This window comes from Streptomyces sp. NPDC042346 (genome assembly GCF_055581845.1).
In genome coordinates, this window is record NZ_JBVJEH010000011.1 from 329,926 (window position 1) to 345,260 (window position 15,335).

Consider the following 15,335-nt stretch of genomic DNA (forward strand, 5'->3'; position numbering starts at 1 on the left):
TCACATTGATGTGAGGGTCAAGCGAGTCCCGGGAGGGGGCGTCCCATGCGCATCGGGGAGCTGTCGGAGCGCACCGGCACACCGCGCAGGCTGCTGCGCTACTACGAGGAGCAGGGCCTCATCGTCGCCGATCGGCTGCCGAACGGCTACCGCGTCTACGACGAGTCGAATCTGGACCGGGTCGTGCAGATCCGGGGGCTCCTCGACGCCGGTCTGCCGACCCGGATCATCAAGCAGATCCTGCCGTGCCTGAACAAGCCGAGGGTCATCCACTTCCCGGACGCGACACCGGAGATGCTGGCCACCCTTGAGGGCGAGCGGGACCGGATGTCCGAGCGGATCCGGTGCCTGACCCGGAACCGGGACGCGGTGGCCGAGTATCTGCACGCCGTACGGGAGAAGTTGGCGGCCGGCTCGGCGTAGGGGGTGTCCTGTCGATCTGGCCGGGCGCGCGGGGTTCGGGCCGGGTCGACGCAGACGGACGGGTACCTCGTTGCCGCGGACGACCCGGCTGACCCGGATGGCCCGGCTGACCCGGCCGAGCACACTCCTGGTCATTCCATGCGCCGGGACCCTTCGAGGACGGCCTGCCGGATGCGGTGGTAGGTGCCGCACCGGCAGATGTTGCGGATCGTGTCGAGGTCGGCCTCGGTGATCTCCCGCCCGGCCTCCCGCGCCCGGCGGACCGTCGCCACCGCCGCCATGATCTGGCCCGGCTGGCAGAAGCCACACTGGGCGACGTCGAGGTCGAGCCAGGCCTCCTGCATCGGATGGAGGTCGCTGCCCACGGTGTCGGGGAGCCCCTCGATCGTGGTGACCTCGTCGGTCGGGGCGAGGTCGTCGACGGGCACGGCGCAGGGCGTGAACGCCTTGCCGTTGAGGTGGCTCGTACAGGCCCGGCAGACGCCGACCCCGCAGCCGTACTTGGGTCCGGTGACGCCGAGGACGTCCCTGAGCACCCAGAGGAGCCGGACGTCGCCCTCGACGTCGGCGGTGACGGCCTTGCCGTTCAGGATGAAGGTGTGCTGCGGCACGGGGACTCCAGCTCTCAGATGGTGCGGTCGCGGCCGTCGGTGGGCGACGCCGGGACGGGCGGGACGGTCGGCAGGGGGGTGAAGGCGAGCGGTTCGGCGTGATTGACGGGGAAGACCGTCGGCATCGTGCCGGTGGCCCGCCCGTAGGCGCAGGCGACGGAGGCCATGGCGCCGGCGACCGCCAGCTCCCCCGCGCCGCCCGGCTTCTCGCCGTTCGACGGCATCACGATGATCTCCAGCTCGGGCGGGGTGTTCCACTGCCGCGTGTAGAAGTACTGGTCCCAGCTGCCTTCGAGGAAGTGTCCGTCGCGCAGGTGGAGTCCGGACGTGAGGGTGACGGCGATGCCGTCGGCGATGCCGCCCATCATTTGGGCCTCCAGACCGCGCGGGTTGACGGCGAGCCCGACGTCGACGGCGCACACGACCTTGGTCACGCGCGGCCCGGTGTACGCGTTCGGGACCGTCCGCCCGGTGGTCTCGGGACGGCAGTCGATCTCGGCGAGGACGGCGACGAAGGAGTGGTACTCGGCGTGGACGGCGATGCCCTGGGCGGTGCCGGGCGCCATCGTCCGCCCCCACTCCCCCGCTTGGGCGACCTTGTCGAGGACGGCGCGGGCCCGCGGGTCCTTCATGAGCCCGCGTCGCAGCGCGTACGGGTCCTTGCCCATGCGGCGGGCCAGCTCGTCCATGACGAGCTCCTGGGCACAGCGCACGTTGGGCGAGTAGATGCCGCGCATGGACCCGGTGTTGAAGCCCTTGTCGGTCTCGGAGAGCAGCTGGGTGGTGACGCCGAGGTGGTAGGGGCTGACCTGGGTGAGCTGGAACATCGTCTCGGAGAAGGCGAGATCGGCGACGGGCAGCCGGGCCACCTCGGCGGTGAGCAGCTCGCCGATGCCGTGCCCGAAGTCGGTGGCCACGGAGGTGTGCCGCTGCTCGTACGTGAGGACCTCGCCGAGCGAGTACGTGGCACGGACCCGGGAGGTGGACATCGGGTGCGTACGGCCCTGGCGGAAGTCGTCGGTGCGGTGCCACATGAGCTTGACGGGCTTGCCGAGGGCGCGGGAGACCTCGGCGGCCTCGTGGGCGGCGTCGTGGAAGAGCTTGCGGCCGAAGGAGCCGCCGCCCTCGGTGACGTGGACGCGGACGGCGGTGGGCGGCAGACCGAGCTTGAGGGCGATCTGCTCCTGGGCGACGATCGGGGCCTTGACCGAGGCCCAGATCTCCGCGGAGTCCTCCCGTACGTCCGCGATGGCGCAGTTCGTCTCCAGGGCGGCGTTGCTGGCGAAGTGGAAGGTGAAGCGGGCGTCGACCGCCTTGGTGAGGAGCGGCAGCGGCGGGACCACCAGCGGGAGTTCGGCCCGGCGGAGCTTCGCCAGGACGGTGGCGTCGGAGGCTCCCTCGGCGGTGCCGGGGCCCCAGTCGACGCTGAGTGCCCGGACGGCGTCGACGCACTGGCCGAAGGTGCGGCCGCGGACGGCGACGCCGGTGGAGACGGTGACGACGTCGGTGATGCCGGGCATGGCGCGGACCTCGGCGAGGTTGGCCACGGAGCGGACGGTGCCGTTGATGGTGGGCGGGCGGCAGATCATCGTGGGCAGCGCGTCCGGGACCTGGAGGTCCATCGCGAACTTCTTGCGGCCGGTGACGGCGTCGAGGGCGTCCAGCCTGCGCTGCGCGGTGCCGATGACGCGGAAGTCGGCGCGGTCCTTGAGCTCCACCTCCACCGCCGTGTCGGCGAGGGCCGCCGCCTTCGCGGCGAGTTCGCCGTAGCCGAGGAGCGTGCCGGCCGGGGAGACGACGGCGCCGGCCTTCGTCGTGAGGGTCTCGACGGCGTCGCCGAGGACGAGGGCGGCGGCGTGCAGCAGGCGGCCGCGGGCGACGGCGGCGGCGACCCGGATGGGGGTGTAGGTGGAGTAGGTGGTGTTGGAGCCGCCGGTCAGCTGGTTGAAGAGGAGCTCGGGCCGGGCGTCGGCGAGGGTGACCTTGACCTTGTCCAGGGGCAGGTCGAGTTCCTCCGCGACGATCATGGCGCTGGAGGTGGTGACGCCCTGGCCGACCTCGGCACGGGGCAGGGCGAAGTGGGCCGTGCCGTCGGCGTCGACGCGGATGGTGATGAGGTTGCTGGTGGGCAGGGCCGCGAGGGTCAACAGCTCGTTGAGGTCCAGGAGCTCGGCCGGGCCGGGCAGGGACGGGATGAGCGCCGGGGCCGCGGCGGCGGCCTGCCGGGGCGCGAGGGCCTCGGCGCCGAGCTGGGCGGCGACGGTGAGGGTGGGCGCGGCCAGGACGTACCCGAGGAACCGCCGCCGGCCGATGCCGGGTTCGCTCCCGGCGGGCGGCGCGGAGGGCGCGCCCCCGTCCCCGGTACCGCTCATGTCGTCCTTGTCCCGCGCGGGGTGCCGCCTCGGCATGCGGTGTGCCCTTTCGTCATGGTCCCGGCCTGGGTCCCGGTCTTGGCCCCGGTCGTGCTCCCGGTCGTGTTCCCGGTCTTGCTACCGGTCTTGCTACCGGTCTTGCTACCGCCGGGTATCTTCCGATGCGACGATCATCGCTCATGCGGGGGACCTCCGGGAACCGTTCGGAGGGATGCCGCCGGTAGGGTGCCGCGATGACCGAAGCCGCGCACCTCACCGCCACCCGCCGTTCCTACGACACCGTCGCCGTCGACTACGAGCGGCTGCTCGGCGGCCAGTTGGCGACGACGCCGCTGGACCGGGCGATGCTCGCCGCCTTCGTCGAGCAGGTGAACACCCTCGACGGACCGCGCACGGTGGCCGATCTCGGATGCGGTACGGGGCGGGTGGCGTCGCATCTGCGGGAGCTGGGCGCGGAGGTCTTCGGCGTGGACCTGTCGCCGGGGATGGTCGCGGTGGCGCGCGACACGTACCCGGGCGTGCGCTTCGAGGTGGGGTCGATGACCGCGCTCGGCCTGCCCGACGCCTCACTCGGCGGGGCGCTCTCCTGGTACTCCACGGTGCACATGCCGGAGAGTGAACTCGCCGCCTCCTTCGCGGAGTTCCACCGCGTCCTCGCGCCGGGCGGGTTCGCCCTGGTCGCCTTCAAGGTGGGGAACGAGAAGGTACGGCTTGAGCGGGCGTACGGTCACGAGGTCGCGCTCGACGTGTACCGCTGGTCGCCGGACCGCGTCGCGGAGCTCCTGGCCGGCGCCGGCCTGGTCGAGACGGCCCGCCTGGTGCGGGAGCCGGGCCCCGACGACAGCACGCCCCAGGCCTTCCTGCTGGCTCGCAGGCCGCGCGACTGAACCCGGCCGCCGCAGGAGCGGAGCTGTGCCCGGGAGACCCGGGCGCGCTGGCCGCCGCCCGCGATGAGGGCGTTGACGGAGGCCATGGGGTCGCCACCCGCCGACCGGACGAGCAGCGCGCCCAGCAGCACAGGACCGAGGGCCACCGCGAGGGCCGTACCGGTGGCGGTGACGTGCTGGAGAGGCCGGGCGGTGGGCCGGGTGGCGGGCCGGGTCGTGGGCCGGGCGTCGGAGGTCATGCCTCTATTCCAGCGGCCGGCGGCGGCCCGCGTATCGGTCGACGTACTCAGCCGGGGCGGCGCGACCTACTCACCTGCTCGCGGAGAAGACGGGGCCTGTACCACCGAAGTCCGCGTGGCGGCCTTCACACGTCCGGCAGCGGATCGAGGTCCAGAAGCATGTCGAGCGACCGTGCGCCGTCCGCCCCGGTGAAGGAGCCGACCGGACGGAAACCGTTCTTCTCGTAGTAACGGATGGCGCGCGGGTTGTCGGCGAGGACGCCGCCCCACAGGATGATCCTCTTCCTGCCCAGACGCCGTGCGACATCCGCGATGAGCGGGAAGACGCGCGTTCCCACTCCTTTCCCCTGGTAGTCGTCGGCCAGGGTGGGGCCGAAGCGGCAGTCGGTCACTGCGAGGCGGATGCCGGCCTCCTGGTAGCGCGCGATGTCGTCGGGGTGGAGATCGAGACTGAATTCGAGGAGGCCGACGATCCTGCCGGCCGGTGCCTCTTCGAGCACCAGCCTGAGCTTGTCGTAGCGTGCGATCGCGTCACACAGTTCGCCGGCGGCCACGAGGTCGTATCCGTCGTACGTGCTGAACCGCCTGGACTCGGGGGACAGTCCCTCGAGAAAGCCGGCCAGACGCCCCGCGTCGGCCCGGACGAGTGGACGGAACACCACCTCCGACCCGCCTTCCAGCACCAGCCGGCGCGTCAGCACCAGCGGATCGTCGGCAATCTCCGTCAGCGTGAGCACCCCCACCCCAGCACCCCCCACAACCGCCACCTGCTCGGACTTCGATGGACGAACGAACTGACGATCAATCTACGGTGACAACGCTCACCGTTCGTTGTCACAGGCCAGCAGCCCAAGGGACTCCCGCCGGCGGGCTTCTTCGGAGATCCTCGGGGGAATCGAACATCCCGGGGCATCCCGGGCCGGAGTGTGGAGGCGCGACCGCCGTGACGAGTGAGACGAGTGAGACCCGCGAGGCGGCTGACGGCACGGCGTCGGCCCCGACCCCGAGCCGGGCCGTTCTCGTCGTGCAGCACGAGGAGGACGCCGGTCCCGGTCTCGTCGGTGACCACCTCGTACGGGCCGGTCTCCGCCTCGACGTGGTGCGGGCCTGGCAGGGCGAGCCCCTTCCGGAGGACCTGCGCGGCCACGCGGGGCTCCTCGTCCTCGGCGGGTCCGTCAACTGCCGGGACGACGGGGCCGCCCCGTGGCTGCCCCGGGTCCGTACGCTCGTCCGGGAGGCGGTCGCCGGTGAGGTGCCGCTCCTCGGGATATGCCTGGGCGGGCAGATCGTCGCGGACGCCCTGGGCGGTTCTGTCGTGACCCGGACGCGGGGGCCCGAGCTGGGCGCCGTGCCGCTGCGGCGGCTGGCCGCCGCCGACGGCGATGCCGTACTCGGCGGGGTGCCGGAGGGGGCTCGGGCCGCGCAGTGGCACTGGGACGAGATGGACCGGCTGCCGGCGGGCGCCGTACCGCTGCTCACCGGTGACGACTGCCCGTACCAGGCGTTCCGGGTGGGGCCCGTGGGCTGGGGGCTCCAGTTCCATCCGGAGGCGGAGTCCGGCACGGTCGCCCGGTGGGCGGAGGCCGACGACGCGCAGGTCCGCGCGGACGGCGGCGACCCGGCGGCCGTGGTGGCGTCGGTACGGGAGGCGGACCCGGAACTCCGCACCGTCTGGGGCGCGGTGTCCGAGGCGTGGGGCGCGGTCGTACAGGCCCATGCCCGTCGCACGCACCGCATGCGTCATGAGCCATGAGTCATGACTCATGAGTACTGAGTCATGAGTGCGGATACTTACGTCCCGGGGTGGCTGCGCGACGGGCGCGTCCGCTTGGCGGGGCGGTGACCGTGGGATTGTGTGGCGGTCGACGTACCGCCACCACCACCGCACCACGACGAAGGAGCCGCACCGCCATGGCCGACTATCGGATCGAAACCGTCCGCACCGGGTACCGGAACTGGACCGCCCGCAACGACCGGGGCGCGGAGGTCCGGATGGCCGCCGCCGACGACGCGGACGCGCAGCCCTCGTTCACTCCGGTCGAGTTGCTGCTCGCGGCGATGGGCGGGTGCGGCGGCCTGGTCGTCGACCGGACCGCGCGCGCCGTGGACCACGACGACCTGCGGATCGTGGTGGAGTCGGTCTCGGGCCCCGAGGACGACGGCCGGGTGGGCCGGATCAGGGTCAGCTACGAGTTCGAGCTGCCGGACAACAACCCGAAGGCGGAAGAGGTGTTCGCCCGGGCGGTGCGTCTGACGCACGAGAAGTTCTGCACGGTGAGCCGAACCGTCGAGCACGGCGCACACGTCGAGGCGATCCTGCCGGACGGCACGGTCGGCTTCGAGGGCTGACCGAAAGCCGGGGCCGGCGAGCACGGGAGACAGCCGGTTCGAGCTGGTGCGGTGAACGGGCCCGCGCTGATCCACGTACGCTCCAGCGCGGACTGGCACGTGACGCTCCGGGATCGGAACCCGAAGGACGCCTCCTAGGCGTTTTCCGACAACGGATCTCGCCTATGCGCGGGCACGGAACGGGCCCTCGGCGGCGAAGGCGTGGGCGGCGAAGCGTTCGCCCATCCGGCGGTACGCGGCGGGAGAGGGGTGCAGGCCATCGGGTAGGTCGTCCACGTCGGCCGGGCCGAGCAGTTCGCGTCCGTCGAGGTGGTGCAGGTGAGGGTCGTGTGCTTGCCGGGCCGCCACGATTCTCGCCAGCTCGTCACGGACCACCTGCAGCGACAACGCCCCACGGGCCAGCTCGGCCGGGTCGCCCAGCGCGGTGATCCTCCCGTCCCCGCCCATCGCGGTCGGGCCGGGACGCTCGTCGAGTGCCGGGCAGCTCACCGGGGAGATCACCAGCAGCGGGGTGTCCGGGTGGCCGTCCCGGATCGTGTCCAGGAATCCGTGCACCGCCGGGCCGAACGTCCGCAGTCGGAAGGTGGCCAGGCCCACGATGTTGACGCCCGTCTTGAGGCTGATCAGGTCGGCGGGCAGGTCGCGGATCGTCCGGGCGACATAGGGGTCCAGCATGTCGTTGCCCGGCTGGCTGAGGTTGGTCACCTCCACGCCCCCGAGCGACGCCGCCACCACGGGCCAGGTGCCGGTGGGGCCGTCGGCTTCGAGGCAGTGGCTGATGGAGCTTCCGTGGTGCACCCACAGGGGCCGACCGTGGGGCAGGGGCGCCAGGACCTCGCCGTCGGCGCGGAGCGCCACCAGTTCCGTGGGGGTCTGCTGCGGCAGCCACAGCTCGACGTTCTTCATGCCGCTCGGCAGACCGGCGAACCGTGCCGTTCCCGGCTTCCCCGGGATCAGCCGCTTCGCGGCCCCGGGGCCCGCCATCCGCACCACATGACCCAACGGAGCTCGTCGGCGGCCGGAAAGCGCACCGTCCACCGTCAGTTCCAGCATCCCGGTCGGCCGGGGCCGGGGGTCGCCGTCGAGCTGCCCCGTGGAGGTGAGGACCTCGAACTCGAGCACCCGCGCGTCGGTGCGGAACACCAGCCGCACCCCCGAAGGCATCACCGTTCCCCCGTAGACCGACGGGTCCTGGTACTGCTCCTTGGTCCACGCCGGCAATCGGCGCGGCATCACCCCCGCCGGCGTCCTCTCCAGGTCCAGCGCACCCCGTACCTCCACCGGCCCGCCCACCAGCGGATACTCCCGCATCGCCCCTGTCACCCGACCGCTCCCGCTCAACCGTTCGGCGTGGCCGGGGACCACACGCCGAACCACTGCTCGGCGCCGTACTCCTCGAACCGCTCCACCTCGGTGAATCCCAGCTTCGCCGCGAGGCGCATCGCGCGGTCGTTGGCGGTCCGGGTGGTGAGCACCACCGGCTCGCCGCGCCGCGCGTCGGCGAACCAGGCGAGTGCCGCCGCGCACGCCTCGGTTGCGTACCCGTGTCCCCACGCCTGCGGCAGGACCATGTAGCCGAGTTCGGCCTCTCCGGCTTCGGGACGGACGTGACCCGGACGGTCCGCGTCGCGCCGGTCGAGCGTGATCATTCCGATCATCGCTCCGTCGAGGTCGATCACGAAGAGGCCGGGGCGCCGCCCGGGCACCTCGGGGACCGCCCGTTCGAGCTCATCGCGCGGGCGGGCGCCACCGACGTAGGTGCCCACCTCCGGCGAGGCGAACAGCTCGATGAACGCGGCACGGTCCCGGTGCTCGGACGCGCGGATGACGAGTCGTTCGGTCCGTATCGGGGCGGGCGGCCAGGCAAGGGTTTGGTGTCCGGTCATGGTCGGCAACCTAGCGCACGCCTGCGGGAGTTCGACGGAAGACACCCCCTAGCCGACCGTGACGTGGGCGAGGGCCCAGGAGGTGTGGTCGAAGGACGTCCTGGCGTTGGCGTCCGTCACCTCCAGGCGCAGGACGCGGACACCGCGTACGTCCACGTCCACCGGTACGGGGCCGGTGGCGGCCGTCAGGGTGGGGGTGGTGAGGAGCACGCGGTCGTCGCCGTACACGGTGGCGCGGGTGGCGCCCGTGGAGCTCTGGCGCGCCGAGAAGTCGTCGATGCCGACGAGGGCGGTGAACCGCTTCCCCGCGCCGCCGAGGTGGTAGGACACGTCGCTGTACGCGTGGACTCCGAGGCCCTTGGGGTACGTGGTGCCGCCGAAGGCGATGGGGGTGCCGTCGCCGGCCCCGTTCTTGCCGTTGGAGCTGTCGCGCTCGACCGGGCCCCAGCCGTTGACGGCGCTGATCCAGGGCAGGTCGGAGAGGTAGCCGTCGCGGGTGGGTGCCGGGGGCGGGGTGGTGACGACGCCGTCCGCGGCGTACCGCACGGGGCCGCCGGGCGCGAGGGCGGTGCCCTCGGCGGTCAGCGTCCACGGGGTGGCGGCCGGGGCGCCGGCGGGCGGGGTGACCTGCCAGGCGGCGGAGATGCGGGCGCCGGGGGCGAGCTGTGCGGCGGCGGTGGCCGTGGTGGCCCGTACGGTCCAGCCCGCGGGGGCGCGCAGGGCGACGGCGGCCTGGTTCCAGGCCCGTGCCGAGCCGTTGGCGAGGGTGGCGGTGACGGCGAACGGCTGTCCTGGCACGGCGAGCTGAGGGATCGTCAGGGTCGCGCCGAACGCGGCTCGCGGGTACTCGTCCTGCCAGGAGGAGCGCATGAGCGCGACGAGTTCGGCGACCCGCGCGGGGTACCGGGCCGCGAGGTCGGAGGTCTCGCCGAGGTCGGTGGCGAGGTCGTACAGCTCGACCTGCCACTGGTCGTCGGGCAGGGCGTGGTCGCGGACGGGGGCGAAGCGCACCGCCTTCCACCGGTCCTTGCGGAGCGCCTCCGCGAGCCAGGTCGCCCGCTTCTTGTCCTGCGCGTCGGCGCGGGCGGTGACGCCCCGCTCGTCGCGGAACCAGTAGAGGTGGTCGTGGTGGGCGGCGCTGCCGCCGCCCGCGAGGAGGGGCGCGGCCGACAGGCCGTCCACGTCGGACGGTGCGGGTGCGCCGCCGAGTTCGGCGAGGGTGGGGAGGAGGTCGGTGAGCGGGGTGGGGCGGTCGCTCGTGCCGGGCAGGACGCGGCCGGGGCCCCAGGCGACGAGGGGGACGCGTACACCGCCTTCGTACAGGTTGCGCTTGTAGCCGCGCAGCGGTCCGTTGGCGTCGAACAGGTCGGGATTGACCCCGCCCTCCTCGTGGGGGCCGTTGTCGCTCGTGACGAGGAGGACGGTGTCGTCCGCGAGTCCGAGGGCGCCCAGCCGGTCGACGACGTCGCCGACGAGGGCGTCGAAGAGGCTGACCTGCGCGGCGTGGCCCTTGTTGGCGGCGGTCCAGGTCCGGGAGGCGTACGCGCCGGTGTCGGGGATGTCGCTGGGTGCGTGCGGCACGGTCGGCGTCAGCAGGAGGAGGAACGGTTCGGCGGCGTGGCGGTCGAGGAAGTCGAGGGCACGCTGCCGCAGCAGGTCGGGCGCGTAGGTGCCCTTGGCGCCGCCCGCGTTCCCGGGCACGGGCTCCTTGGCGCCGTTGTGCCAGAGGTACTCGGGGTAGTACTGGTGCGCGTGGCCGTGGTCGATGTAGCCGTGGAACTCCTCGAAGCCGCGGGCGTTGGGGTGGCTGTCCTGGCCGGCGCTCTCGGGCCCGAAGCCCCATTTGCCGATCACGCCGGTGCGGTAGCCGCGGGCCCTGAGTACCTGGGCGAAGGTGGTGTCGGCGGCGGTGAGGGAGCCCTGGGCGCCGGACGGGTTGGCGCGTACGGTCGCGTGCCCGGTGTGCAGTCCGGTGAGGAGGGAGCAGCGGGAGGGGGCGCAGACGGCCGCCGTCGAGTAGGCGTCCGTGAACCGGAGTCCGTCGGCGGCGAGCGCGTCGATGCGCGGGGTGGAGATGAGCTTCTGCCCGTACGCGCCGAGCTCGCCGTATCCGAGGTCGTCGGCGAGCACCACGATCAGGTTCGGCGGGCGGGTGGTGTCCTCGGGCACGGCGGCCCCGGCCGGTCCCGCGACGGCCCCGAGGAGCCCGACGGCGCCGACGGCCCCACCGGCACCGACGGCCCCGCCGGCCCCGCCGGCGCCGGTCGCGGGGAGCCCGCCGAGGCCGAGCGTGGCGGCGGACCCGGCGAGGAAACGGCGGCGGCTGGACATGACGGGGCTCCTCGGGCAGGGCGGCGGGCGCGGCTGACGGCGCTTCAGGAGGCGTCCCGGGGCACTGTCGTGCGGCTCCCGGGGCCACAGCCGATCATCCGCGCGCCCTCCCCCACGGACCATGCACAGCGCATGAAGAACGTGTGACACGGTCCGCGGGGAGCTCCGCGGGAGTATTCCCGCTCAGTCCAGCCAGATCGCGCGGACAGCGCTCAGCGGGTCGTCGGCGATCCGGGGCTCGGCGTCCCAGATCATCGTGGCGCGCTTGTCGGAGGTGTAGCGCGGCCAGTCGGCACCCGGGTCCTGGTCGGTCACGAAGGCGACCCAGGCCCGGTGGACGGCGTCGGCGAGTGCGCGCGGCGGGGTGTCCCCGGCGACGGGGGCGACGCCTTCGGAGTCGAGGACGTCGAAGGCGAAGGGCAGGTCGAGGCAGTGGAAGGCGATGCCCATGACCGGCGAGCGCCAGGCGAACTCGTAGAGCCAGGTGGGCTGTTCCCGCGCGGCGCGGGCGTCCGCGACGGCGAGGTTCGGGGCGCGGAAGACCACGTCGGTCATCGCTTGGCCGAAGAAGGAGGCCTCGCCACCCGCCGCGTACGCCTCGGTGAAGGCGTCGGTACGGGCGGCGTCGAGGCCGACGCCGCCGAGCAGGAGCGGCACCGGAACGCCCTCGGGCGCGGGGACCATCGAGAACTCGTGCTCGGTGAAGCCGAGCATCAGCGGGACGCCGTCGCCCGCGCCGCCCGTCGTCAGGGCCTCCTGCGCGGGTACGGGGATCAGCTCGCCGTCCGCGAAGGGGGCGAGGGCCAGCATCGGCGGCAGGCCCTCGCGGTCGGGGCCGTCCTCGGCCAGCCGGTCCTGGAGCGCGAGCATCTCGTCGTCGCCGAGGTCCCGCAGCGCCGCCGCGGTGGCGGGGACGCCGGTGCGGGAGGTGAGGAGCCGGGCGGCGGCGCGGGCGACCTCGGGGCCGTCGGGGCGCAGGACCGCGCCGGAGACGGAGATCACGCCACGGAAGAGGTCCCGGGCGGACGGGACGGCGAGCAGGGTCTGGACGGCTCCGCCGCCGGCGCTCTGTCCCGCGATGGTGACCTTGGCCGGGTCGCCGCCGAAGGCCGCGATGTTGTCGCGGACCCATTCCAGGGCGGCTATCCAGTCCCGTACGCCGCGGTTGTCGGGGGCGTCCTCCAGGTGCAGGAAGCCCTCGATGCCGAGCCGGTAGCCGAGCGAGACGACGATGACGCCGTCGCGGTTGAAGGCGGCCCCGTCGTACCAGGGGCTGGCGGCGGAACCGGCGACATAGCCGCCGCCGTGGATCCAGACGAGGACGGGAAGCCCGGCCTCCGGGTCGGCGCCGGGGGTGAAGACGTTGAGGTTGAGGACGCCCTCGCCCGGGATGGTGGGCTCGGGGATGATCACGATCTCACCGAAGGGGCGGCGCTGGGCCGTCGGGCCGTACGCGGTGGCGTCGAGCGGCTCCGTCCACGGCTCCGGCGGGACGGGCGCGGCGAACCGCAGGTCGCCCACGGGAGGCTGCGCGTACGGGATGCCCAGGAAGCGGAGGCTGCCGTCGGCACGGCGTTCGCCGCGGACGGGTCCTCGGGTGGTGGTGACGGTCGTGCTCATGCGGTCCTGCTCCTTCTGCGCGGGGGCGACACGGGTGCCGGACCAGGAGCGTGTCACCGTCGACTTACACGTGTCAATCCTGATGTCGGCGCCGCCGTTCCGAGGCGGCCCCTCAGCCCGTGTGGACGGTGGCGCCCTTGGTATCCGTCCCGCCCTCGGCCCCGCCCTCACGACCGGCCTCGCTACCGCCCTCACGACCGGCCTCGCTACCGGCTTCGCTACGGGCTTCGCCACTGGCCTGGCCACCGGCCTCGCTGCCGGCCTCGCCACCGGCCTCGCGCCGAGGAAGCAGCAGCGGCGTCGCCAGGAGGAGGACGCCCGCGAGGGCGATCGCCTCCCGGGGCCCGGCGAGGCCCGCAAGCAGGCCCCAGAGGGCGGTCAGGGTCGCGGTCACCGCCTTGCCGGTGACCGACCAGGCGGTGAGGGTCCGGACCACCCGGTCGGTCTCCGTCACGCGGAGCCGGTGGGCGGCGAACACCGGATTGAAGACGCCGATGCAGGTGATCAGCGCCAGCTCGACGGCCATCACGAGCAGGAGTCCGGTGACTCCGGGGTGGATGAAGACCAGGCCGACCGGCCAGCACACGCGCAGCGTGCCCGACACGAGGAGGACCCGGTGGCGGCCGAACCGTTCGACGAGCCCGGGCGCCAGCCGGGCGCCGACGAGGCCGCCGAGGCAGGGGACGGCGAACGCGAGGCCGTACTGCCAGGGGGTGAACCCCAGCGGCCCGAGCATCAGGACGGCGAGCAGGGGCGCGGTGGCCATGATGAGGCCGTTGACCAGGACGGTGTGGAAGAACAGCGGACGCAGCAGGGGGTGGGCGAGGATGTGACGCCAGCCTTCGACGAGGTCGCCGAAGCGTGCTCCGGACCGCTCGGCCCTTCGGGGGCGGGGCTCCCGGCCGCGGATCGCCCGGATGCCCGCCGCCGAGAGCAGATAGCTGACGGCGTCGGCTGCCACAGTGGCGACGGGGCCGAGGAGGGCGATGAGGGCGCCGCCGAGCGGCGGCCCGACGACGGTGGCGGTCCAGGTCGTGGACTCCAGACGGGCCTGGGCGGTGACCATGGCCTCCGGTCGGACCAGCGCCTTCAGGCAGGCACCGGCGGCCGCGCCGAAGGTGATGTCGGCCGCGGCGACGACGACCGAGACGAGCAGGAGCTGGGCGAGGCCGAGCCGGCCGAGGGCGTACGCGACGGGGACGCTCAGCAGCGCCGCGCACCGGACGAGGTCCATCGCGATCATCACCGACCGCTTGCGGCGGAACTCCACCCACGGTCCGAGCGGGATCGCGACGGCCGCGCCCACGGCCGCCCCCACGGCGGCGAGCGAGGCGACCTCGGCGGCGCCCTTGTGGAGCACCGTGATCGCCAACAGGGGGAAGGCGCTGAACGCGAGCCCGGTGCCGAGTGCGCTCGCCCCGTACGCCGCCCACAACCACCCGAAATCGCGCCCCGGCGCCACCCGTCCGCCCGCCATGCCCGTACCCCTCTCCGCGACGCGTCGAACCACCGCGAACAACCGCGCGTCGCCGGCCACCATCCAAGCGACTCCCCGATACCGGGAGCAAACAACTCGATCAGCAACAGCGGACAACCCAGGGTTGTAGGCTCGCGTCGTGGATCTCGAAGCCGTACGCACCTTCCTCGCCGTTCTGGACTCGGGGCGGTTCCGGCAGGCCGCCGACGAACTGTCGATCACCCAGCAGGCCGTCTCCAAGCGCGTCGCCGCCCTGGAGAAGGAGCTGGGCGTACGGCTCCTCACCCGTACCGCGCACGGCGCCGAGGCCACGATCGACGGCCAGGCCTTCCTCCCGCACGCCCGCGCCCTCCTCCACGCCGAGGCGCGGGCGATCGCGTCCGTGCGGCCGGGCAGCCGCGCGCTGCGCGTGGACGTGATCGGCAGGCGGCTGGCACCGGCGGCGCTGCTGCGCGCGTTCCACGGGGCGCACCCGGAGATCGAGCTCGACGTCGTGACGCTGTTCGACGCCGAAGCGGCGGTCGCCGCCCTGCGGTCCGGCACGATCGACGCGTCCTTCCGCGCGGTCACCATGCCCGGCATGCACCTCCCCGAGGGCATCGGGGCCCTGCCGGTCCTGGACGAGCCGATCCAGCTCCTCACCGGACCGGCCCACGCGCTGGCGTCCGCCCGTTCCGTCACGCCGGCGCGGCTCGCCGGGCACCGGATCTGGGTGCCCGGGATCGTCAGCGGAACCGAGTGGGCGGCCTACTACGCCGACCTCGCCGCGGCGTTCGGGCTCACGATCGAGGTGACGGGCCCCGACTTCGGGACCGAGCCGCTCCTCGACACCGTGGCCGACTCCCCCGAGCTCGCGACCTTCGTCGGCGAGGGAACGCGCCTCGTCTGGCCCGAGGCCCACGACCTGCGGCGCATCCCCGTACACGACCCGACGCCGGTCTATCCGCACTCGCTGCTCTGGTCCGTGGACAATCCGCACCCCGCGCTCCTGGCCCTCCGCGACCACCTGTCCGCTCCCGCCGCCGAGCGCTCGGAGGCCGACATCTGGACACCCTCCTGGGCACGCCCGCGCACGCGGCGTCCCGCGCTCTAGAATCGGATCAACCGGCAGCAGGACGGCGGTCCTGGGGGAAGGCGGTG

The 15,335-nt window shown here is 73.3% G+C and carries 13 protein-coding genes; 5 read left to right on the plus strand and 8 right to left on the minus strand.

The window, feature by feature from the left end; genetic code table 11:
• Positions 1-45: 45 nt before the first annotated feature.
• Positions 46-423 (plus strand): MerR family transcriptional regulator, encoded by a 378-nt coding sequence (locus tag ACZ6K0_RS35190; protein WP_376404119.1) that lies wholly within the window; start codon positions 46-48, stop codon positions 421-423.
• Positions 424-554: 131 nt separating this feature from the next.
• On the opposite strand, the gene ACZ6K0_RS35195 is transcribed toward ACZ6K0_RS35190, so the two are convergent.
• Together ACZ6K0_RS35195 and ACZ6K0_RS35200 are read right to left on the minus strand one after the other, a co-directional pair.
• A complete protein-coding gene (locus ACZ6K0_RS35195; RefSeq protein WP_024757086.1) occupies positions 555-1,034 on the minus strand; it encodes a (2Fe-2S)-binding protein in 480 nt (159 codons plus the stop codon).
• Positions 1,035-1,048: 14 nt separating this feature from the next.
• Entirely contained in the window at positions 1,049-3,442 is a 2,394-nt protein-coding gene (locus tag ACZ6K0_RS35200) for a xanthine dehydrogenase family protein molybdopterin-binding subunit (RefSeq protein WP_469577648.1), read from the minus strand.
• Positions 3,443-3,639: 197 nt separating this feature from the next.
• Here ACZ6K0_RS35200 and ACZ6K0_RS35205 point away from each other — a divergent pair, with 197 nt between their 5' ends.
• A complete protein-coding gene (locus ACZ6K0_RS35205) occupies positions 3,640-4,293 on the plus strand; it encodes a class I SAM-dependent methyltransferase (RefSeq protein ID WP_469230293.1) in 654 nt (217 codons plus the stop codon).
• Positions 4,294-4,657: 364 nt separating this feature from the next.
• Here the strand turns inward: ACZ6K0_RS35205 and ACZ6K0_RS35210 are convergent, their stop codons facing one another.
• The gene (locus ACZ6K0_RS35210; protein ID WP_469230291.1) at positions 4,658-5,269 is read right to left on the minus strand and encodes a GNAT family N-acetyltransferase; all 612 of its coding nucleotides are present in this window, start codon (positions 5,267-5,269) and stop codon (positions 4,658-4,660) included.
• A gap of 206 nt (positions 5,270-5,475) precedes the next feature.
• Here ACZ6K0_RS35210 and ACZ6K0_RS35215 point away from each other — a divergent pair, with 206 nt between their 5' ends.
• Both ACZ6K0_RS35215 and ACZ6K0_RS35220 read left to right on the plus strand, forming a co-directional pair.
• Entirely contained in the window at positions 5,476-6,285 is an 810-nt protein-coding gene (locus ACZ6K0_RS35215) for a type 1 glutamine amidotransferase (protein WP_469230289.1), read from the plus strand.
• 158 nt (positions 6,286-6,443) lie between these two features.
• Positions 6,444-6,881 carry an OsmC family protein gene (locus ACZ6K0_RS35220; protein ID WP_125743993.1) on the plus strand — a complete coding sequence of 146 codons (438 nt, stop codon included), beginning with the start codon at positions 6,444-6,446 and terminating at the stop codon, positions 6,879-6,881.
• A 162-nt stretch (positions 6,882-7,043) separates the two neighbouring features.
• On the opposite strand, the gene ACZ6K0_RS35225 is transcribed toward ACZ6K0_RS35220, so the two are convergent.
• From ACZ6K0_RS35225 to ACZ6K0_RS35245, 5 genes are all read right to left on the minus strand, one after another.
• Entirely contained in the window at positions 7,044-8,192 is a 1,149-nt protein-coding gene (locus ACZ6K0_RS35225; protein WP_469230287.1) for a GDSL-type esterase/lipase family protein, read from the minus strand.
• Between the two features lie 26 nt (positions 8,193-8,218).
• On the minus strand, positions 8,219-8,767 hold the full coding sequence (locus ACZ6K0_RS35230) for a GNAT family N-acetyltransferase (RefSeq protein WP_469230286.1): 549 nt from the start codon (positions 8,765-8,767) through the stop codon (positions 8,219-8,221).
• Between the two features lie 48 nt (positions 8,768-8,815).
• Positions 8,816-11,098: a sulfatase-like hydrolase/transferase gene (locus ACZ6K0_RS35235; protein ID WP_469230284.1), complete on the minus strand. Its 2,283-nt coding sequence runs from the start codon at positions 11,096-11,098 to the stop codon at positions 8,816-8,818.
• 183 nt (positions 11,099-11,281) lie between these two features.
• Positions 11,282-12,718 carry a carboxylesterase/lipase family protein gene (locus ACZ6K0_RS35240; RefSeq protein ID WP_376404139.1) on the minus strand — a complete coding sequence of 479 codons (1,437 nt, stop codon included), beginning with the start codon at positions 12,716-12,718 and terminating at the stop codon, positions 11,282-11,284.
• A gap of 112 nt (positions 12,719-12,830) precedes the next feature.
• Positions 12,831-14,195 carry an MFS transporter gene (locus ACZ6K0_RS35245; RefSeq protein WP_469230283.1) on the minus strand — a complete coding sequence of 455 codons (1,365 nt, stop codon included), beginning with the start codon at positions 14,193-14,195 and terminating at the stop codon, positions 12,831-12,833.
• A 139-nt stretch (positions 14,196-14,334) separates the two neighbouring features.
• Between ACZ6K0_RS35245 and ACZ6K0_RS35250 the strand changes: the two genes are divergently transcribed.
• Positions 14,335-15,288 (plus strand): LysR family transcriptional regulator, encoded by a 954-nt coding sequence (locus ACZ6K0_RS35250; protein ID WP_469230281.1) that lies wholly within the window; start codon positions 14,335-14,337, stop codon positions 15,286-15,288.
• The last annotated feature ends 47 nt before the right edge of the window (positions 15,289-15,335 follow it).

Coding starts and splice junctions, on each gene's coding strand:
- ACZ6K0_RS35205 (WP_469230293.1), top strand. CDS start 3,640: ATGACCGAAGCCGCGCACCTCACCGCCACCCGCCGTTCCTACGACACC.
- ACZ6K0_RS35240 (WP_376404139.1), bottom strand. CDS start 12,718: ATGAGCACGACCGTCACCACCACCCGAGGACCCGTCCGCGGCGAACGC.
- ACZ6K0_RS35200 (WP_469577648.1), bottom strand. CDS start 3,442: ATGCCGAGGCGGCACCCCGCGCGGGACAAGGACGACATGAGCGGTACC.
- ACZ6K0_RS35235 (WP_469230284.1), bottom strand. CDS start 11,098: ATGTCCAGCCGCCGCCGTTTCCTCGCCGGGTCCGCCGCCACGCTCGGC.
- ACZ6K0_RS35225 (WP_469230287.1), bottom strand. CDS start 8,192: ATGCGGGAGTATCCGCTGGTGGGCGGGCCGGTGGAGGTACGGGGTGCG.
- ACZ6K0_RS35245 (WP_469230283.1), bottom strand. CDS start 14,195: ATGGCGGGCGGACGGGTGGCGCCGGGGCGCGATTTCGGGTGGTTGTGG.
- ACZ6K0_RS35190 (WP_376404119.1), top strand. CDS start 46: ATGCGCATCGGGGAGCTGTCGGAGCGCACCGGCACACCGCGCAGGCTG.
- ACZ6K0_RS35230 (WP_469230286.1), bottom strand. CDS start 8,767: ATGACCGGACACCAAACCCTTGCCTGGCCGCCCGCCCCGATACGGACC.
- ACZ6K0_RS35220 (WP_125743993.1), top strand. CDS start 6,444: ATGGCCGACTATCGGATCGAAACCGTCCGCACCGGGTACCGGAACTGG.